Source organism: Stutzerimonas tarimensis (genome assembly GCF_042648805.1).
GTDB classification, from domain to species: Bacteria; Pseudomonadota; Gammaproteobacteria; order Pseudomonadales; family Pseudomonadaceae; genus Azomonas; species Azomonas tarimensis.
This window is the reverse complement of sequence record NZ_JBHRXZ010000002.1, coordinates 114,678-132,564: the sequence shown is the minus strand read 5'-3', so window position 1 is coordinate 132,564 and position 17,887 is coordinate 114,678. Positions and strand designations below refer to the sequence as shown.

The 17,887-nt window shown below is 63.1% G+C and carries 18 protein-coding genes; 8 read left to right on the top strand and 10 right to left on the bottom strand.

All coding sequences use genetic code 11. The annotated features are described in order from the left end of the window. Positions 1-28 precede the first annotated feature (28 nt). The 9 genes from ACFOMF_RS01540 to ACFOMF_RS01500 form a co-directional block, all read right to left on the bottom strand. A complete protein-coding gene (locus ACFOMF_RS01540; RefSeq protein ID WP_386360533.1) occupies positions 29-1,918 on the bottom strand; it encodes a hypothetical protein in 1,890 nt (629 codons plus the stop codon). Between the two features lies 1 nt (position 1,919). Next, entirely contained in the window at positions 1,920-2,744 is an 825-nt protein-coding gene (locus ACFOMF_RS01535; RefSeq protein WP_386360531.1) for a glycosyltransferase family 2 protein, read from the bottom strand. A 23-nt stretch (positions 2,745-2,767) separates the two neighbouring features. Next, positions 2,768-3,124: an EamA family transporter gene (locus ACFOMF_RS01530; protein WP_386360530.1), complete on the bottom strand. Its 357-nt coding sequence runs from the start codon at positions 3,122-3,124 to the stop codon at positions 2,768-2,770. Beyond that, a complete protein-coding gene (locus tag ACFOMF_RS01525) occupies positions 3,121-3,942 on the bottom strand; it encodes a sugar phosphate isomerase/epimerase family protein (protein WP_386360529.1) in 822 nt (273 codons plus the stop codon). The genes ACFOMF_RS01530 and ACFOMF_RS01525 overlap by 4 nt, the downstream gene beginning before the upstream one ends. Beyond that, positions 3,939-4,727, bottom strand: coding sequence for a pyridine nucleotide transhydrogenase (locus tag ACFOMF_RS01520; protein ID WP_386360527.1), 789 nt, complete (start codon positions 4,725-4,727; stop codon positions 3,939-3,941). The genes ACFOMF_RS01525 and ACFOMF_RS01520 overlap by 4 nt, the downstream gene beginning before the upstream one ends. Further along, positions 4,720-5,892 (bottom strand): NAD(P)/FAD-dependent oxidoreductase, encoded by a 1,173-nt coding sequence (locus tag ACFOMF_RS01515; RefSeq protein WP_386360525.1) that lies wholly within the window; start codon positions 5,890-5,892, stop codon positions 4,720-4,722. The genes ACFOMF_RS01520 and ACFOMF_RS01515 overlap by 8 nt, the downstream gene beginning before the upstream one ends. After that, positions 5,892-6,914: a glycosyltransferase gene (locus tag ACFOMF_RS01510; protein WP_386360523.1), complete on the bottom strand. Its 1,023-nt coding sequence runs from the start codon at positions 6,912-6,914 to the stop codon at positions 5,892-5,894. Before ACFOMF_RS01510 ends, ACFOMF_RS01515 begins: the two co-directional genes overlap by 1 nt. A gap of 345 nt (positions 6,915-7,259) precedes the next feature. Next, positions 7,260-7,730 carry a bacterioferritin gene (gene bfr / locus ACFOMF_RS01505; RefSeq protein WP_386360521.1) on the bottom strand — a complete coding sequence of 157 codons (471 nt, stop codon included), beginning with the start codon at positions 7,728-7,730 and terminating at the stop codon, positions 7,260-7,262. A gap of 109 nt (positions 7,731-7,839) precedes the next feature. Then, entirely contained in the window at positions 7,840-8,067 is a 228-nt protein-coding gene (locus tag ACFOMF_RS01500; RefSeq protein ID WP_386360519.1) for a bacterioferritin-associated ferredoxin, read from the bottom strand. 189 nt (positions 8,068-8,256) lie between these two features. On the opposite strand from ACFOMF_RS01500, the gene ACFOMF_RS01495 reads away from it, so the two are divergent. From ACFOMF_RS01495 to ACFOMF_RS01460, 8 genes are all read left to right on the top strand, one after another. Continuing rightward, positions 8,257-8,796 (top strand): YaeQ family protein, encoded by a 540-nt coding sequence (locus ACFOMF_RS01495; protein WP_386360517.1) that lies wholly within the window; start codon positions 8,257-8,259, stop codon positions 8,794-8,796. 28 nt (positions 8,797-8,824) lie between these two features. Then, a complete protein-coding gene (gene recJ, locus ACFOMF_RS01490; RefSeq protein ID WP_386360515.1) occupies positions 8,825-10,534 on the top strand; it encodes a single-stranded-DNA-specific exonuclease RecJ in 1,710 nt (569 codons plus the stop codon). Positions 10,535-10,664: 130 nt separating this feature from the next. Continuing rightward, on the top strand, positions 10,665-11,768 hold the full coding sequence (locus ACFOMF_RS01485; RefSeq protein ID WP_386360513.1) for an NADH:flavin oxidoreductase/NADH oxidase: 1,104 nt from the start codon (positions 10,665-10,667) through the stop codon (positions 11,766-11,768). Between the two features lie 33 nt (positions 11,769-11,801). Then, a complete protein-coding gene (locus ACFOMF_RS01480) occupies positions 11,802-12,500 on the top strand; it encodes a tellurite resistance TerB family protein (protein ID WP_386360511.1) in 699 nt (232 codons plus the stop codon). Positions 12,501-12,578: 78 nt separating this feature from the next. Beyond that, a protein-coding gene (gene prfB, locus ACFOMF_RS01475) for a peptide chain release factor 2 (protein WP_386360510.1) occupies positions 12,579-13,674 on the top strand; the annotation gives its coding sequence in 2 pieces (ribosomal slippage) (positions 12,579-12,650 and positions 12,652-13,674; 1,095 coding nt in all). 110 nt (positions 13,675-13,784) lie between these two features. Beyond that, on the top strand, positions 13,785-15,287 hold the full coding sequence (gene lysS / locus ACFOMF_RS01470; RefSeq protein ID WP_386360508.1) for a lysine--tRNA ligase: 1,503 nt from the start codon (positions 13,785-13,787) through the stop codon (positions 15,285-15,287). Between the two features lie 411 nt (positions 15,288-15,698). Next, complete coding sequence (locus tag ACFOMF_RS01465) at positions 15,699-16,994, top strand: flavohemoglobin expression-modulating QEGLA motif protein (RefSeq protein WP_386360507.1); 1,296 nt, start codon at positions 15,699-15,701, stop codon at positions 16,992-16,994. 64 nt (positions 16,995-17,058) lie between these two features. Then, positions 17,059-17,385, top strand: coding sequence for a hypothetical protein (locus tag ACFOMF_RS01460; protein ID WP_386360505.1), 327 nt, complete (start codon positions 17,059-17,061; stop codon positions 17,383-17,385). Positions 17,386-17,390: 5 nt separating this feature from the next. On the opposite strand, the gene ACFOMF_RS01455 is transcribed toward ACFOMF_RS01460, so the two are convergent. Then, a complete protein-coding gene (locus ACFOMF_RS01455) occupies positions 17,391-17,732 on the bottom strand; it encodes a pilin assembly protein (protein ID WP_386360504.1) in 342 nt (113 codons plus the stop codon). Between the last annotated feature and the right edge of the window lie 155 nt (positions 17,733-17,887).

Here is a 17,887-nt window from a genome sequence, read left to right as displayed (position 1 = left end):
CCTCGCTTCGGCGAGGTTTTTTTGCGCCTCAGTGCAGCGGGCAGCCCGGAGTGAAGCGTTTGCGCCCATCGCGGTATTCGTAAACCAGGCAGGTCAGGCGGTTGCCCTGGGCGTCCTCGCTCTCGAGCAGGGTGGCATCGCCTCCTTGTGGTCGGACCACCGCTTCGAGCGCGGCAGGCAGCGAGGGAAGCTCTGGCCACCAATAGAGTCCCTCGCCCTGTCTTGGGGCGGCGAGGCGCACAGTCCGGACGCTGTCGCCGGGGCTGGTCAGTTCAAGGGCAGCAGCCTCGGGATCGCCCCGCAGCGCGATACCGAGGCGCCTGATTTCCCCTTGGTGCGCGTCGGTCAACCTCAAGGCATAGCGGTCATCCGGGGTCACCGGCGCGCTGTGCTCGAGTGTGTAGCTTTCGCCACTGGCAGCCAGGCCGAACTCGTGCAGCGGCAGGTCACTGCGTACGTAGAAAGGTTTATGCAGAATCTGCGTGTATTGCTCATCGAGAATGGTCTGGACGCAACCGGCATAGCTTTCCCAGGGGAAGCGTCCGAGCACATGGCTCTTGTCGGCGAGGATCACCTTGGGCCGGTTGCGATTGATCTCCGCACAGGTATCGATGTGTATGCCTAGTACCGGGTTTTCGTTATAGGTCTTCTGCCAGGGAAAATAGAAGAAGTTGCCCGAGGCCGGCAGTCGATCGGCAAGCAGGTAGTCGATCGCGTTGAAGGTATAGGCAATGATTCGATCCTCCCGACCTGTCAGCGCGCGAGCCAATTCGGAATATTCGGTGGCCTTCGGAATCTTGCGCGCATCGAGGCGCGCGCGATCATCCGGCACCAGCAGTGAAAGCTTGATAAGGCAAACGATCAGGAAGATGCCCAACACCACGGCCGAGCCATGCCTCAGCCCGGACTCCCGGCGGAGCAACAGCAGGGGGAGCGCCAGCGAGGCGTAGTAGTACGGCATATCGTGGAAGGGAAGGTCGCCGGCGCGCAACAGCAGGCTGGCCAGCGCCACCCCGATCGACAGCGTGCGCCAGGGGATCGCGCCTTCCCGCCCGGCCAGCCTCGCCAGCGCCAGCGTATTGACCAGAAAAATCATGAAGCGCCACAAATCCAGTGACCAGCTGCGGTAGATGGAATCGACCATATGCCACAGGTTGCCGCCTCCGATGTACGCGGGCAGCACAGCGATGTTCAGGTGAAAGTGAAAGGCAAGATACCCCGCATAGGATCCGATCAGGCCGAGAAAGAGTAGGTTGAGGGCCAACCCGGCAAGCAGGCACAGAGTCGCCAGCACCCAGTAATCACGGCGGAGCCCTGCAGCGAACAGCAGGATCGCGATCGGCAGATAGGTCATGGCCAGAAAGGGCAGGGCGCCGATCAGCAGATTTGCAAGCATGATCCGCCCAGGGGTGACCAGGTCGGGCCTGCTGATCGAAGGGAGGCTGTACTGGGCCAAAATGACCACCAGCATGAGGCCGGCAATCGTCTGGTATTTGTACATGTGGCCGAACAGCTCGGGCCAGTAAAGCACCAGCGCCGAGGCGACCACTGCCGTGTAGATCCTGGCGACCGGCGAGTCCTTCATCAGTGGCGAGAAGTACAGCGCCAGGAGCGCCAGCCACTGGCCGAGCATGATGGGAATGCGATGGGCGGCCACGCTGAAGTTGCCTACCTGCTCGACCAGCAGGCCGGGCAGAAAGGTCAGCGGCCCGTGATGATTGAACAGGTCGAAATACAGCGTGGCACCGCGGGCGATCAGCTTGGCGGTGAGGACCGTTTCAGACTCGTCGGCCCATTCGATGTAATCCAGCAGCTCGTACTGATAGCGCAGCACCAGTACGGCAAAGATGGCAAACAGCGGCCATCCCGCCAGGCCGAGCAGGGGCGACGCACCGGGCTGGTTGTCCCTGGACCGCATGTCAGGATGGGTGTGTACGGGGTGTCGGATCCTTGGGGTCATAGGCGCCGCTGCACGCTTTCACCAGTACGCTCAGTACCGCCAGGTTTCCCCGGAAGCTGCTGATCTTGGTCGGGACCTCTCCCTTGGGGTAGCGGCGGATGGTCGGCAATTCGACACAGTGGTATCCAAGCCGGGGTACGCGATGGGAAAGGTAGGCCAGCAGTTCATAGGAATCGAACACATCCCGGAAGGGCGCGACCCTCGGGTCGAGCAGCATGCGGCTGGAATAGGCGCGAAAGCCCTGGGTCGTGTCGGTCCAGCGAAAGCCCGAAGAAAAACTCAGAGCCGGAGCATGGACGAAGCGAATGGCGAAATCGCGGGATTTGGGCGTGTTCTCCGCCGTACCGCCGGGTACGAACCGCGAGGCCTGAACGAAGTCGACCCCCTCCTTGAGCGCATCGATGAAGCGCGGTATCGCCTCCGGATCGTCCTTGTCATTGCCATCGATGGTGACGATGCCTTCGTAACCCTGCTCCAGGGCAAAGGCGTAAGCGCAGCGCAACTGCGCGCTCAGCTTGCCCGGGCCGGTCTTTACCAGCAGCGCCCGAACGCCTTTCGCTTTCAGGGCGTCGAGTTCGAGCGAGCCGTCGGTGCTGCCCCCGTCGATGATGATGATGTCCGCCTGGCTGTCGACATTCAGTGCTGCCATGCGCTCGAGCAGGTTGCGAATCCGGTTTCCCTCGTTGATAACCGGAATCACCACGCACCAGGGTTGGCTGCGCTCCAGCCAGAGTTCGGTCTTGTAGCTAGGGACCTGCCAATCGGCATGAGCCGTGGAATTCATCTTGTGCACCGTCCTGGTATTTTTCAGGCTATTCGAAGAGTGATCAGGGCGACCCCGGCCATGACGAGAACCAGGCCGGTAATGGTGGTCCAGTGAAAGGGCTCGCGAAAGATCACCGCCGAGAGCAGCGCCACTGTCGCGACCGCGCCGGAGGTAAGAACCGGGTGGGCGACGTTCAAGGGCAGGCGTGCCAGCGCAGCGGCATAGAGCAGAAACGCTGCGCCGTAGAGGCCCAGTCCGAGCCAGAAGGGCCAGTTGGACAGCGCTGCCATCGGCTCGGTCAGGGTGGGGAAGCGGCGCGGCGGCGTCATGGCGATTTTCACCAGAACACTGGCAGAGGCGTTGGCAGCAATTCCGAGAAGCAGAATGAGCCACTTCATAGGGCGTTCCGATAGCAGCGGTCAGCCACTGCAAGGGCGCGCTCGATGGCCGCCAGGTGCGGTTCGTCGCGGGTGGCGACCATCTCGATGCTGACCAGCTTTCCGGACAGGTGCCGGGCCAGGGCCGCTGCCATGCGCGCATGGTCGGTGCCGCCGTCTCCCAGCGGAACCAGGTTGGGCTCGCTGGCATGGACATGGCCTATGAGGCCGGCCGCCCGTTCAAGCACGGCGTCGGGCTGCTCATCATTGATGGTCAGGGCACCGGTATCGAACTGCATGGCTATCGCCGGGTGGTTGATCGCGCGAACCACCCGCTCGGTTTCGCTGCTGTCGACCATGAAGTTGGCCCCGTAGCAGGTCGGATTCGGCTCCAGGCAGATCTGCACGCCTTCGGTCAGTGCGATGTCACCAACCTGGGTGAAGAAGGCCGTGGCCATCTCCAGCGTCTGTTCATCATCCAGACCCTGCCGGTCCCGGTTCTTCGGCGAGCCAAAGACCAGCCGGGTCGCGCCAAGGCCAGCGCCGACACGGCACACCGCGCCAAGGTGTTCGAGCATGGCATGCTGTACCTGTGGCGAGTCGAACAGGTTCAGTCCCTGGGTGCCGAACAGCAGCGACTGCATGCCGGTCAGCTCGATGCCGCGGTCGGACCACCAGGTCCTGACGGCTTTCATGTCGACCTCTCTGGCCTGATGCAGGTCCGGAAAGTACTTGCCCGGTGCCACGTCGATGGCATCCACGTCGAAGCGCTGCAGCAGATTGGCGACGGCTTCGTCCTCGGCAACGTCCCAGGCGATGTTGGAAATGGCCAGCCTCATGCCTTGCCCTCGTTCTGGCCCTTGGGCGGCTCGCTCTGCGCATAGGCACGTATTGCCTGGATGGTCTCGCGCTTGCTGTACTGATAGAGGCGTTCTGCGCCAAAGGCGGCGGCATGCCGGGTGCGCATGTCATAGGTGGCCGGGGGGGTGGCGAGGGTATGGTCCCAGCTCCTGCCGAAGCCCTGGGCCGCCACTTCCGCGACACTGACCGGTGCAGCGGTGAGATGGACGCAGCGAAGGTCCGCCGCAAGCGCGGTCTGGATGTCGTACCAGAGGTTGACCATGGGGTAGAACTGGAACACGCCCCGGCTATCGATGGCCTCGAGGTTGTTCTCGTTGAGAAAGTCGAAGATCACGTTCTTGCGCATTCCCGGGCCGACCAGTCCAGGCAGCCGCACGATCAGGTGGCGCGCGAAGCGATCCTCGACGAACTTCTCCAGCCGCCGGCGATTGAGGCCATAGGCATGCAGCCCCTCCTCGTCGATGGCGCTTTCCTCGTCGACCCCCAGCGGCTGCTTGAACACGTCCACCGTACTGATCAGCACGAAGGTGTCGCATTGCAGGCTGTCGAGGTGACCGATCAGTCCGTCGATTTTCTCGCGATCCGCCTCGGGCTCCTTGTTTGCGAGCCATTTCTGCGCGGGCGCGCCGGCACAGACCAGGGTCTCGAAGCGCTGACCTTCGATCTCGCCAATGTTGGTGGAGCGGTAGCGCGCCTGGAAGTCCGCCTGCTTGAGCAGCGTACTGCCCACGAAGCCTGTGTAGCCAATGAGTGCGTTAGCCATTGATAACCCTGTAACGAGCGATTTCCCCTGGGGTCAGGGGAGCGAAATGTTCTTCGTCGAGTTTTTCCAGGACGTCATAGATGTTGTCGATCTTGCCACCCAACACCGAATAGCAGCCTGGCAACTCGCTGTGCTTCTGGAAGAGGATGGGGCGTCCGTCGTCCCCCTCGTTCTTCATCAATACCGTCTTCACTTCGAAGAGCGAATCGACATAGCGCGCATCCAGCACCGCAGGCAGATACCGCCCGACATCCCGCACCATGCGATCCACCCGGGTATTCCGGGGATACTGGTCGAGCTTGTCGTAGGGGTTCACCCCGTTCACGTCGACCCAGTTCAGGTGCGGGGTGTAACGGACATGGGACAGCGTATGGAGGCCACGCGCCGGAAAAGGCATGAGGGAGAAGAAGGGCCCGTCCATGACGGTGATGCCCAGGCCCTCCAGTGCCGGCGGGAGTTCCATCAGGGCCATTTCGGTCAGTTCCTGGCGCAGGCCGGTCCTGACCCCGGCGAAGTCGCCCTTGAAGTGGTTGAGCCCGCTGTAGGTGCAGTTGAACACGTAGCGGCAGGCCAGTGACTCCTTGTGTCCATCGGCAGCATCCACGGACACCCGAAGCGCCTCGTCCGGCCCCCTGGAGATACCGGTGACCTGGCTGCGCAGGCGAACCTGTACGCCGTACGCCTTCAGCTCGGCCGCTGCCCAGCTGGCGAGCTGGGTCGAGTCGAAAGCATATTCCTCGACCTGAAACACGTCTTCGATCAGGCGCGGCTCGAACAGCTTTCGTTGCGCGATCGTCGCCGGCTGGATGGCCGCATCGATTTCCTTGCAGAATCGCTCGAACTGTCGGGCTGTTACCTTGGAGTTGCGTGCGGCGATGGCGTACAGCTTGGTGAAATCGGTCCTGACCGCCTGCGGCCAGTCCTTGACGAAGCGCGGCAGGTTCACGCGGCTGCGAAACGCCGTGGTGAAGCTGCGCGGATAGTGATAACCGTTATGGACCCGCGCCTGGTTGTTGTATGAGGCGTGGCGGAGCAAACCCGCTTCGCGCTCCAGCAGCACGATGTGCCTGAAACCTCGGTTGCGGGCCAGATAGGCCGCGATGGCCGCGCCATAGAAGCCGCCGCCAATGATGACGGCGTCCTGGCGCTCGTTGGCTGGGCTCATCAGATGGCCCTCCTCTGGTAGGTGTCCACAAGCGCGGCTTCAGCATCCGCTGGTGTTACCCGGGGCGCCTCCTGACGGGCCACCCTGGCGCTGGTGTACTCCTGCGCCACGTGATAGGCAGGTCCCTCACAGGTCTGGCTGGACATGTGCAGGATGTATTCGGCCAGCACCAGCAGCACCAGCGAAACCAGAAAGAACATCCCCGATTGCAGCAGCGACAGGCTCACCCAGCCCGGTGCCACGTCAGGCTTGATTAGCGCCACACCCACGACATACAGCGAATAGAGCAGGTTGGCGAGGGCGCCAAAGAGTGCCAGCGAGGTTGCCAGGCGCATCGGTGCGCGGGTGGTTGATGTCAGGAGCCGCACCCCCCAGTCGATGCTTTCTCCCAGCGACTTGCGAGGAAGGGTCTGGGATGTGGCCCTGTGGCTCAGGTGGCTCCGGGTAAAGCCCCCCGTGGCGGGCAAATGTCTATACGACAGCGCGGGCTGCGGATGTTGCAGGATGAAATTCACCACCGTCTTGCTCAGCATCCGGAACTGCGGCGCCTCCTTCGAAAGGTGTATGCCGTTGACCCTTTGATAGAAACTGTTGAACAGGGCGTAGGCACCACGATAGAGCACGCCTCGGCGGGACGGGGACTCATCGACCGCGAACACCACATCCGTGCCCTGAGTGGCCTGTTCCAGCATCGCGACGAGAAACCCGGCATCGTCGGTCAGCGGATCCATCACCGCGACGTAGTCGCCCAGCGCGTTCTCGAGCCCGGCAGCAGGCGCGATGTCTCCGCCAACCTCCTTGGTCAAGGCATAAACCTGGAGGTTGGGCAGGCCCTGTTCACCCGTGAGTCGCTTGAGCACCTCGACGCTGTTGTCATCGGAGGCGTTGTCGATGACGATCAGTTCATAGTCGCTTACGTGGGGGGCAATGAGTTCAGCCGTTTGCGCGAGGGTCTTCTCGAGTCGCTCAGCCTGGTTGCGTACAACACAGACGACCGACAGAAAAACTGGAAAAAAGCGCATTCGCGACTCCCTATCCGCTAGGCATCCGCTAGCAAATCCTGACTTTCAGAAGTGACACCGCGGTGGGCATCTCATTGGCCGCGGCGCCTTGGCGGGGTTCAGCGGGCAAAGACGGGAACTGCAATACCAGCGGGCCTGCTCTACAGACGCGAAAGGAGCCGGGATGTTCCGTTCAGGCGAAGCGGCATTTGTCGCAGGCGGGGCCGGAGAGGTCTGTCGAGCCCTGTGGTGGGATAGGGCGAGGGGGCCTCGGTGAAGCGGCGCGGTGGCTCTAGGGGGACAATTGCTGCGCCATGACGACGAAGCCCCGCACGGGGCGGGGCTTCGCAAGCTGTTACAAAGGGATTACTCGTCCATTTGCGACTGCAGGTAATTTTCCAGGCCCACCTTGTCGATCAGGCTGAGCTGGGTTTCGAGCCAGTCGATGTGCTCTTCCTCGGATTCGAGAATGTCTTCGAGGAGTTCGCGGCTGCCGTAGTCACCCACGCTCTCGCAATAGGCGATGGCTGCCTTCAGGTCCGGCAGTGCCTTTTGCTCGAGGGTCAGGTCGCACTCGATCATCTCGCGGGTGTTCTCACCAATGAGCAGCCGGCCCAGATCCTGGAGGTTGGGGATACCTTCGAGGAAAAGGATGCGCTTGATCAGCTTGTCGGCATGCTTCATCTCGTCGATGGACTCTTTGTACTCATGTTTGCCGAGTCGCTCGAGTCCCCAATCCTCATACATGCGCGCATGCAGGAAGTATTGGTTGATCGCCACCAATTCATTAGCGAGGATCTTGTTCAGGTGCTGCAAGACTAACTTATCGCCTTTCATATCCGACTCTGCGATGAGGATTGACTGAACGGAGTCTGGTCAGATAAGGGGCGGCTGTCAAATATGGCCTACAAAAAGCATGGTCATTGTCCGGCTCGCTACCTCTCCCTCATGCCACCGCGGCGTTATAGGCGAGAGATGCCCCGGGGTGAGACGGTTGGCTGGCGCCGAGCGTCGACAAGGTTTCGCGAACTACCCCCTTGGCCTGGCAGGCGCACTTGCCGCATTGCGTGGCAACACCGAGGACATTGCGTACGTCCCGGTAACTGCAGCATCCAGCACTGATGGCTTCGCGAATATGGCCGTCGGTAACGCCGCGGCAGAGGCATACATACATCAGCAGTTCTCCGATCAAGGGTAGCTACAATGCGAGATTAATCGTAATGAGAATGATTGTAAACAAGGTTTCCCAGCGTTTCGCTCACCGCTGATCCGCCTGTCTGGCTCCCCTCCAATTGCTACATTCATGCCAGATCCCCTGCCGCTTTACGTTAAACTGACGGCTCAACGTTTCGAGTGATCTGCCATGGCTTTGCAAGCCACCCCCTATAAAGTCGAACTCAACCTGACCGATCTGGATCGCGGGGTGTATGAAAACCCTCGCTTCACCGTTGCCCGCCATCCTTCGGAAACCGAAGAGCGTCTCGGGGCGCGGCTGATTGCCTATGCGCTCTGGTACAGCGACGCCATGGCCTTTGGCCGCGGGCTGTCCGACGTCGACGAGCCCGCTCTCTGGGAAAAAAGCCTCGATGACCGGGTGCTGCACTGGATCGAAGTGGGCCAGCCGGATGCGGACCGCATGACCTGGTGCTCCCGGCGCGCCGAGCGCCTCAGCCTGGTTGCCTATGGCAATCTCCGGGTCTGGCAGACCAAGGTGCTCGACTCGGTGCGCACCTTGAAAAACTGCTCCGTGGTGGCCGTCGAACCTGAAGCCCTGAGCCGCGTGGCGAGCGACCTGCCCCGCAGCATCCAGTGGGGCGTGATGATCAGCGACGGAACCCTCTTCATTACCGACGAGTGTGGCCAGCACGAGGTTCCGCTCCAGTGGCTGCACGGCGAGCGCTGACAGTCGATTGCACGAGACACTTGCCCGCATGCGCATAGAAAGCCGCCCCTTGCCCGACCAGTTGCCGAACTTCGGAGACCTGCCGCCGCTGCTCGCACGGCTCTATGCCGCGCGTGGCGTGCGCAGCGCGGAGGAGCTGGACAAGCGTCTCGGGCGGCTGATTCCCTATGCCCGGCTCAAGGGCATCGAGGACGCCGTGACCATGCTGGCCGAAGCGCTGGCGGCGCGTCAGCGGATTCTCATCGTTGGCGATTTCGACGCCGACGGAGCGACCGCCAGCGCGGTGGCGGTGCTCGGGCTTCGTTTGCTGGGTGCTGCTTCGGTGGACTACCTGGTGCCCAATCGCTTCGAGTTTGGCTACGGTCTTACTCCGGAAATCGTCGCTGTGGCGCTGGAGCGCCGGCCCGACTTGCTGGTCACGGTGGATAACGGCATCTCCAGCCTTGAAGGCGTCGCAGCCGCGAAAGCCGCCGGATTGCGGGTCCTTGTCACCGACCACCATCTTCCCGGCGCGGAATTGCCGGATGCCGATGCCATCGTCAACCCGAACCAGCCAGGCTGCCTGTTTCCAAGCAAGTGCATGGCCGGGGTAGGGGTCATTTTCTATGTGCTGCTTGCCTTGCGCTCGCGTTTGCGGGAGCAGGGCTGGTTCACGCCGGGCAGCGAGCCCAATCTGGCGGAGCTGCTGGACCTGGTCGCCTTGGGCAGCGTCGCTGACGTGGTGCCCCTGGATGCCAACAACCGGATCCTGGTGCACCAGGGGCTGGCGAGAATCCGGGCCGGTCGCGCCCGGCCGGGGTTGCTGGCGATCCTCGAGGTGGCCGGGCGTGATCACCGGCGCATCACTTCTACCGATCTCGGATTCATTCTCGGGCCTCGCCTGAATGCAGCGGGTCGGCTTGACGACATGTCGTTGGGAATCGAGTGTCTGCTTTGCGACGACCCGGCCGTCGCCCGCGACATGGCCGGGCAACTGGATCAGTTGAATCAGGATCGCAAGGCCATCGAGCAGGGCATGCAACGCGAGGCCCTGGCGCAGTTGAAGGACCTGCCGCTGGATGAGATGCCGTTCGGCCTCTGCCTGTTCGAGCCGGAATGGCACCAGGGCGTGATCGGCATACTTGCCTCGCGAATGAAAGAGCGCTACCACCGGCCGGTCATCGCTTTTGCCGACGCCGGGGACGGGCTCCTCAAGGGCTCCGCGCGGTCGGTGCCGGGATTTCATATCCGTGATGCGCTGGACGCCGTGGCCGCGGGCCATCCGGGATTGATCAGCAAATTCGGGGGGCATGCGATGGCGGCGGGCCTGTCCTTGCCACAATCTCATTTCGGCGCCTTCGCTGTCGCTTTCGATGCGCAGGTGCGCCGCCAGCTTTGTGCCGACGACCTGGCCGGGCGGGTACTCAGCGACGGCCAACTGGGTGTCGAGGAGTTCCACCTCGAGCTGGCCCGTGCGCTGCGCCTTGCCGGGCCCTGGGGGCAGCAGTTCCCCGAGCCGCTGTTTCACGGGGTCTTTCAACTGGTGCAGCAGCGCGTCGTGGGTGAGCGCCATCTCAAGATGGTACTCAAGAGCGAGTGTGGGCGCCTGAGCCTCGATGCCATTGCCTTCAATGTCGATCGCGAGTGCTGGCCAGACGCGTCGGTGCGCTGGGCCGAGCTGGCGTACCGTCTGGATGTGAACGAATACCGCGGACAGGAAAGCGTGCAGTTGCTCGTGACTCATCTCCAGCCCCGGTAGCCAGGGGACAGCGTTAGCCGCACAGGCGAACGATTCATCGAAAGAGCGTCCATCGCCATTCCTCGAACGGTACAAAACCGTCTTTACTCGTCAGTGTCATTAGGAGAACAAGACACACGACGAGGCCCCCATGTCCAAGCTGTTCGAGCCCCTTACCCTGCGTCAACTGACCCTGCCCAATCGGGTGGTGGTGTCCCCCATGTGCCAGTACTCGGCTATCGATGGTCTCGCCAATGACTGGCATCTGGTGCACCTCGGCAGCCGTGCGGTGGGCGGCGCCGGGCTGGTGATGGTCGAAGCCACCGCCGTGGTCCCCGAGGGGCGGATATCCCCGCAGGATCTGGGGCTCTGGTGTGACGAGCAGATCGAGCCGCTCAAGCGCATTACCCACTTCATCGAAGCCCAGGGTGCGCTGGCGGCGATCCAGCTGGCCCATGCCGGACGCAAGGCCAGTACCTGGCGGCCCTGGGTCGAGCAGCATGGCAGCGTGCCGGCTGAAGAAGGCGGCTGGGAGACCCTGGGGCCATCGGCGATCGCCTTCGGTCCGCAATACGCGGCGCCGAAAGAGTTGGATGCCACGGGCATCGCCGCGGTCGTCGAGGGTTTCGTTGCGGCGGCCCGGCGTGCCTTGGTGGCGGGCTTCAAGGTCATCGAGGTGCACGCCGCCCATGGCTACCTGTTGCACCAGTTTCTGTCACCGCTCTCCAATCGGCGAACGGATGCTTACGGCGGCTCGTTCGACAACCGCTGCCGGTTGCTGCTGGAAGTAACCGAGGCGGTGCGTGGCGTCTGGCCTGCTGAACTCCCGTTGTTCGTCCGCTTGTCGGCCACCGATTGGGTCGATGATGGCTGGAACGAGGAAGACACCGTCGAGCTGGCGCGCCGCCTCAAGGCGCTGGAGGTCGACCTGATCGATGTGTCGTCCGGCGGCACCGCAGCCACTGCCGAAATCCCGCTCGGACCCGGTTACCAGACGCGCTTTGCCGAGCGGGTACGCCGCGACGCGGGCATCGCCACCGGCGCGGTGGGCATGATCACCGAAGCCGTGCAGGCCGAGCATGTTCTCATGACCGGTCAGGCGGACCTGATCTTCCTCGCTCGGGAGCTGCTGCGCGATCCCTACTGGACTCTACATGCCGCCGGGTTCCTGCGGGACAAGGTGGCGTGGCCGGCGCAGTACGTGCGCGCTGCAGATCGCGACACTCCAATCCGCACTCCCGGCCCGCTCGACTGAAGCCGCGGCCGGATCTATCAGAGGACCCTAGCAATGGATACCCGTGGATTGTTGGACCTGTTGTTGAAATCTAGCCAGATTGCCGACCGCGATACCCATACTCGTGGCGCTGGAACGCTAGGACAGATGCTCGGAAACGGACCGGGCGGCGCCCTTGGCCAGGCCCTGCGCGGCGGTGGCAAGGGGGCATTGGCCACGGGCGCAATGGGCATGCTGCTGGGGCGGCGAGCGGGGCGGCTCGGTGGCAAGGCCTCGCGGCTCGGCAGTCTCGCGATGCTGGGCATGGTGACCTACAAGGCCTACCAGGGCTGGCAGGCGCAGCAGGCCGAGCGTGACCCTGTCGTCACGCCAAGGACCATCGACCGGGTGCCGCCGGATCAGGCCGAAAGCCATGGGCGCGCCATCCTGAAGGCGGTGGTGGCGGCGTCCAAGGCCGATGGTCATGTGGATGAGCGCGAACGCACCATGATCGAATCGGAGCTTGATCGCCTGGCGGGCGACTCGCAATTGAGCCAGTGGTTGCAGCACGAGCTGTCCCGCCCGCTGGACCCCGTCGAGGTGGCGAGCGCGGCGACGACGCCGGAAACGGCCGCGGAGATGTATGTGGCCACTCTGCTCATCGTGGATGAGCAGCAGGACAGCGAGCGCGCCTATCTCGAAGAGCTTGCCCGGGCGCTCAGGCTCGACCCGGACCTGCGGCAGCGATTGGAGGCCGAAGCGCGAGCGCTGTGACGGGCGGCTGTCAGGCGCGGGAGGCTGGGTTATACTCGCCGGCTTTCTCCACCTGCCTGACCGAGAGTCCTGACCGCCATGGAAATCAATCCGATCGTCAACGCCATCAAGGACCTGTCCGAACGTACCCAGACCATTCGGGGGTATCTTTGACTACGATCAGAAGAGTGATCGCCTGACCGAAGTCAACCGCGAGCTGGAAGACCCCAGCGTGTGGAACAACCCCGAATATGCGCAGAATCTCGGCCGCGAGCGGGCCAGCCTGGCCCAGATCGTCGAGACGCTGGACGAGCTGAGCGGCGGCCTGGCCGATGCCCGCGACCTGCTGGACATGGCGGTCGAGGAAAACGACCAGGGCGCGGTGGACGACGTCTCCGCCGAAGTCGAGCGACTGCGTGGGTCACTGGAGAAGCTCGAGTTCCGCCGAATGTTCAGCGGCGAGATGGACCCGAACAACTGCTACCTTGATATCCAGGCCGGTTCCGGCGGCACCGAGGCCCAGGACTGGGCCAACATGCTGCTGCGCATGTACCTGCGCTGGGCCGACAAGCGCGGCTTCGACGCCACCATCATGGAGCTGTCCGAGGGTGAGGTGGCCGGTATCAAGGGCGCCACGGTGCACATCAAGGGCGAATATGCCTTCGGCTGGCTGCGCACCGAGATCGGTGTGCACCGGTTGGTGCGCAAGAGTCCGTTCGATTCGGGCAACCGCCGCCATACCTCGTTCACCGCGGTGTTCGTGTCGCCGGAAATCGATGACAACATCGAGATCGAGATCAATCCGGCCGACCTGCGGATCGACACCTACCGCTCTTCCGGCGCCGGCGGCCAGCACGTCAACACCACCGACTCGGCGGTACGGATCACTCACATGCCGACCAATACCGTGGTCAGCTGCCAGAACGAGCGTTCCCAGCACGCCAACAAGGACACCGCGATGAAGATGCTGCGGGCCAAGCTGTACGAGCAGGAGATGCAGAAGCGCACTGCGGCGTCCCAGGCCCTGGAGGACAGCAAGTCGGACATCGGCTGGGGGCACCAGATCCGCTCCTACGTGCTGGACCAGTCGCGGATCAAGGACCTGCGGACCGGCATCGAGAACAGCAACTGCGACGGCGTGCTCGACGGCGACATCGACGAATATCTCGAAGCGAGCCTCAAGCAGGGCCTCTGACGTCCAAGGCCCGGCGGCGGTCGGCTACAGGCCATCGCCGGCCAGCCGCCCGCAACCGGCCCGATCCTCGCACACACTCATTACTTACGCGCCAGGCAAAGCAGACGACCATGAGCGAACAACCGCTGAACGAGCACGCCATCCATGAGGAAGAAAACCAGCTGATCGCCCTGCGCAAGGAAAAACTTGCCGCCGAGCGGGAGAAGGGCAACGTCTTCCCCAATGACTTCCGTCGCGACAGCTACGCCGGCGACCTGCAGAAGCAGTACGCGGACAAGGGCAAGGAAGAGCTGGAAGCGGCAGCGATTCCGGTCAAGGTGGCGGGCCGGATCATGCTCAATCGCGGCGCCTTCATGGTCCTGCAGGACATGAGCGGGCGTATCCAGGTCTACATCGACCGCAAGACCCTGCCGGCGGAGACGCTGGAAGCCATCAAGCACTGGGACCTGGGCGACATCATCGCCGCCGAGGGCACCCTGGCCCGCTCCGGCAAGGGCGATCTGTACGTCTACATGACCTCGGTGAGCCTGCTGACCAAATCCCTGCGCCCGCTGCCGGACAAGCACCACGGCCTGACCGACACCGAGCAGCGCTACCGCCAGCGCTACGTCGACCTGATCGTCAACGAGGAAACCCGCCACACCTTCCGCGTGCGCTCGCAGATCATTGGCCATATCCGCCGCTTCCTTGCCGAACGCGATTTCCTCGAAGTGGAAACGCCCATGCTGCAGACCATTCCCGGCGGCGCGGCGGCCAAGCCTTTCGAGACTCACCACAATGCGCTGGACATGCCCATGTTCCTGCGCATCGCGCCGGAGCTGTACCTCAAGCGGCTGGTGGTAGGGGGGTTCGAGCGGGTCTTCGAGATCAACCGCAACTTCCGTAACGAAGGCGTTTCGACCCGGCACAACCCCGAGTTCACCATGCTCGAGTTCTACCAGGCCTACGCCGACTACGAAGACAACATGGACCTGACCGAAGAACTGTTCCGTGAGCTGGCCATGGCGGTGCTGGGCACCACCGACGTGCCCTACGGCGACAAGGTATTCCATTTCGGCGAGCCCTTTGCTCGGCTGTCGGTGTTCGACTCGATCCTGCAGTACAACCCGGAAGTCTCCGCGGATGACCTGAAGGACGTGGAGAAATGCCGCGCCATTGCGAAGAGGGCAGGTGCCGACGTGAAAGGTTTCGAGGGCCTTGGCAAACTGCAGACGATGATCTTCGAGGAACTGGTGGAGCATCGCCTGGAACAGCCCACCTTCATCACCCGTTATCCGTTCGAGGTGTCGCCGCTGGCCCGTCGCAGCGATGACGACCCCAGCGTCACCGACCGCTTCGAGTTGTTCATCGGTGGCCGCGAGATCGCCAACGCCTACTCGGAGCTCAATGATGCCGAGGACCAGGCCGAGCGGTTCCATGCCCAGGTACGCGACAAGGACGCCGGCGACGACGAGGCCATGCACTTCGACGCCGATTTCGTCCGCGCCCTGGAATACGGCATGCCGCCGACTGCGGGGGAGGGCATCGGCATCGACCGTCTGGTGATGCTGCTGACCGACTCGCCGTCGATCCGCGACGTGATCCTGTTCCCGCACATGCGGCCGCAGCAGTAGGTCGGATTAGCGCAGCGTAATCCGATGCCCGATCGTCAGACGGTGCCTCGGCTGTCGGGTTACGCCTGCGGCTAACCCGACCTACCGGCTGCGGTGGAGTGCGATGCGGTATAGGCGCGGCGTGATGTAGGTCGGATTAGCGCAGCGTAATCCGATGCCTGGTCGTCAGACGGTGCCTCGGCTGTCGGGTTACGCCTGCGGCTAACCCGACCTACCGGCTGCGGTGGAGTGCGATGCGGTATAGGCGCGGCGTGATGTAGGTCGGATTAGCGCAGCGTAATCCGATGCCTGATCGTCAGACGGTGCCTCGGCTGTCGGGTTACGCCTGCGGCTGCCCGGCCGCGGTTGGAGTGCACGTTGGTCGCCGGGCTCTGGCATCATGGTCGCTGCACCAGGCAAACAAGGCTGACCATGAACAGCAATGCCGCGCTCAATGACTACCAGGGCCTCGTTCGGGCACTTTCCGATCGCATCGTCGAGGCGCAGACGCCTATCCGTATCCTCGATGCGGTGAAATGGGACGACAGCGTGCGTCAGGGCTTTTTCGCCGCCAGAGGCATCCAGCCGCCGGCGGTGGATCGCGCCTACTACGAGAGCCGCCCGCTGGGGTTCGATCCTTCAGCCAAGAAGCAGGAGTTCCAGGCCATCGAGCGGGACGTGACCCGCCAGCTTGGCCAGTTCAGCCCGGTGGGGCAGATCATGCGGCGCATGTGCAAGGAATACCGCATGGTGATCCGCATGCTCGAGGCACGCGGCACCGCCGACTTCGGGCTGATTTCCCAGGATCTCTACGGTGCCGCCACCGATGCTTTCCACGCTGGCGACCCGACCCTGTCGGATCTCGGCCTGATGCTCTCGGACTACCTGAACAACATCGACCTGCGTGGCGATCTCCAGGACGAGCCGAAGAACCTCGATGCCAAGCAGGCCGTGCAACTGCTGCAGGCGCGGCTGGACCGGGTGTTCGGCGAGGGCGAGGGGGCGATCCGGGTATTCGAGTCCGACGGCATCGTCGCCGACGCCGCAGCCGGGGCCGACTACATCAAGATCCGCAGCGATGCATTGTTCAATGAACGCGACGTCAGAGCGCTGGAGGTCCATGAAGGGCTGGTGCATGTCGGCACCACCCTCAACGGCCTGAATCAGCCGATCTGCACCTTCCTGTCCAAGGGGCCGCCGTCTTCCACCGTGACCCAGGAAGGCCTGGCGATCCTCATGGAGGTGATCGCCTTCGCCTCCTACCCGACCCGCCTGCGCAAGCTCACCAACCGCACCCGGGCCATTCACATGGCTGAGGACGGCGCGGACTTTCTCGAGGTGTACCGCTTCTTTCGCGAGCAGGGCTACCGCGAAGACGAAAGCTACAGCAATGCCAGCCGGGTGTTCCGCGGCTCGCTCCCCAGCGGGCTTCCCTTCACCAAGGATCTCTCGTACCTGAAGGGTTTCATCATGGTCTACAACTACATCCAGCTTGCGGTGCGCAAGGGCAAGCTGGAGCAGATTCCGCTGCTGTTCTGTGGCAAGACCACCCTGGAAGACATGCGCACGCTCCGCCAGCTCGTCGACGAGGGCCTGGTGGTTCCGCCGCGCTATCTCCCGCCTCAGTTCCAGGACCTCAACGCCCTGTCGGCCTGGATGTGCTTTTCGAACTTCCTCAACCACCTGAGCCTGGACCGGGTCGAGGCGGACTACGCGAACATCCTCTGACTTGCAGCTTGCAGCTTGCAGCTTGCAGCGTTAGCGTGCGCGCTTTTCCCGACGTGGATATCCCATGAGCGAACGCAACCCCATCCCTTTCATCCTTACGGCGGTCGGTACGGTCGTCGCGACCGTGGCTGCGCTTGGCTACTACGGCTACCTGAATTTCTCCCGTCCCGAAGATGCCCTGCTGCTGAGTGAATTCACCATGCTCAAGACGGTACCCGGCGAGGATTACCGGGTTTCATTGAAGCCCGCCAACCAGGTCGCGCAATGCATAGACGGCATCCTGGTGCTGTTCGATACCTCCCAGACCGGCCTGTCCGGAGTGCTGGTGGACAACCGCAAGCAGGCGGTCCGCTGTTTCGCTGAAGAGCCCGCCGAGCTCGGACGACCCTGAGCTCCTCAGCCCTGCTCGCGCTCTTCCTCCAGCAGGCGCTGCAGATGCTTGCGTGACAGCTCGAGAAAGCGCGGCGTCGGCCCGGCATCCTCGTAGATCGGATCGCCCTGCTCATCGGTAGTGATCACCTGTGTGCCCTGCACATAGGGAAAGCTGCTTTCCACCGCTTCGAGCGAGGCGCCGATGAGTTCGCAAAGCAACTCCTCGACGGTGCGCTTGGGATACATCTCGGCCAGCGCTTCAAGCCGTGCTGCGGCCTCGATGTCCAGGCACACCGAGTAGCTGGACCTGGTCATATGGCCCTTGGCGGTCTTTTCCCATTCGCTGACCAGTTCGGCAATATTCATCTCGTTCTCCTGTGTACGTGCTCGACATGCTTGTGCTTTTGACGGGCGCGGCCGCGGTACGATCCCGGCAGCCCGCAAATTAGCCGCTGCGTCGGCCCAAGATGCCTCGCCTGGCGTCAAGGGCTTGGGCAATCGGCCAACTCGGGATAGCCTGA

Excerpts from the sequence above, each read along its gene's own strand:
- ACFOMF_RS01455 (WP_386360504.1), bottom strand. The coding sequence starts at position 17,732 with ATGAATATTGCCGAACTGGTCAGCGAATGGGAAAAGACCGCCAAGGGC.
- ACFOMF_RS01480 (WP_386360511.1), top strand. The coding sequence starts at position 11,802 with ATGGATACCCGTGGATTGTTGGACCTGTTGTTGAAATCTAGCCAGATT.
- ACFOMF_RS01465 (WP_386360507.1), top strand. The coding sequence starts at position 15,699 with ATGAACAGCAATGCCGCGCTCAATGACTACCAGGGCCTCGTTCGGGCA.
- ACFOMF_RS01500 (WP_386360519.1), bottom strand. The coding sequence starts at position 8,067 with ATGTATGTATGCCTCTGCCGCGGCGTTACCGACGGCCATATTCGCGAA.
- ACFOMF_RS01460 (WP_386360505.1), top strand. The coding sequence starts at position 17,059 with ATGAGCGAACGCAACCCCATCCCTTTCATCCTTACGGCGGTCGGTACG.
- ACFOMF_RS01520 (WP_386360527.1), bottom strand. The coding sequence starts at position 4,727 with ATGGCTAACGCACTCATTGGCTACACAGGCTTCGTGGGCAGTACGCTG.
- ACFOMF_RS01515 (WP_386360525.1), bottom strand. The coding sequence starts at position 5,892 with ATGAGCCCAGCCAACGAGCGCCAGGACGCCGTCATCATTGGCGGCGGC.
- ACFOMF_RS01530 (WP_386360530.1), bottom strand. The coding sequence starts at position 3,124 with ATGAAGTGGCTCATTCTGCTTCTCGGAATTGCTGCCAACGCCTCTGCC.
- recJ (WP_386360515.1), top strand. The coding sequence starts at position 8,825 with ATGCGCATAGAAAGCCGCCCCTTGCCCGACCAGTTGCCGAACTTCGGA.
- lysS (WP_386360508.1), top strand. The coding sequence starts at position 13,785 with ATGAGCGAACAACCGCTGAACGAGCACGCCATCCATGAGGAAGAAAAC.
- ACFOMF_RS01540 (WP_386360533.1), bottom strand. The coding sequence starts at position 1,918 with ATGCGGTCCAGGGACAACCAGCCCGGTGCGTCGCCCCTGCTCGGCCTG.
- ACFOMF_RS01495 (WP_386360517.1), top strand. The coding sequence starts at position 8,257 with ATGGCTTTGCAAGCCACCCCCTATAAAGTCGAACTCAACCTGACCGAT.
- bfr (WP_386360521.1), bottom strand. The coding sequence starts at position 7,730 with ATGAAAGGCGATAAGTTAGTCTTGCAGCACCTGAACAAGATCCTCGCT.
- ACFOMF_RS01485 (WP_386360513.1), top strand. The coding sequence starts at position 10,665 with ATGTCCAAGCTGTTCGAGCCCCTTACCCTGCGTCAACTGACCCTGCCC.
- ACFOMF_RS01510 (WP_386360523.1), bottom strand. The coding sequence starts at position 6,914 with ATGCGCTTTTTTCCAGTTTTTCTGTCGGTCGTCTGTGTTGTACGCAAC.
- ACFOMF_RS01535 (WP_386360531.1), bottom strand. The coding sequence starts at position 2,744 with ATGAATTCCACGGCTCATGCCGATTGGCAGGTCCCTAGCTACAAGACC.
- ACFOMF_RS01525 (WP_386360529.1), bottom strand. The coding sequence starts at position 3,942 with ATGAGGCTGGCCATTTCCAACATCGCCTGGGACGTTGCCGAGGACGAA.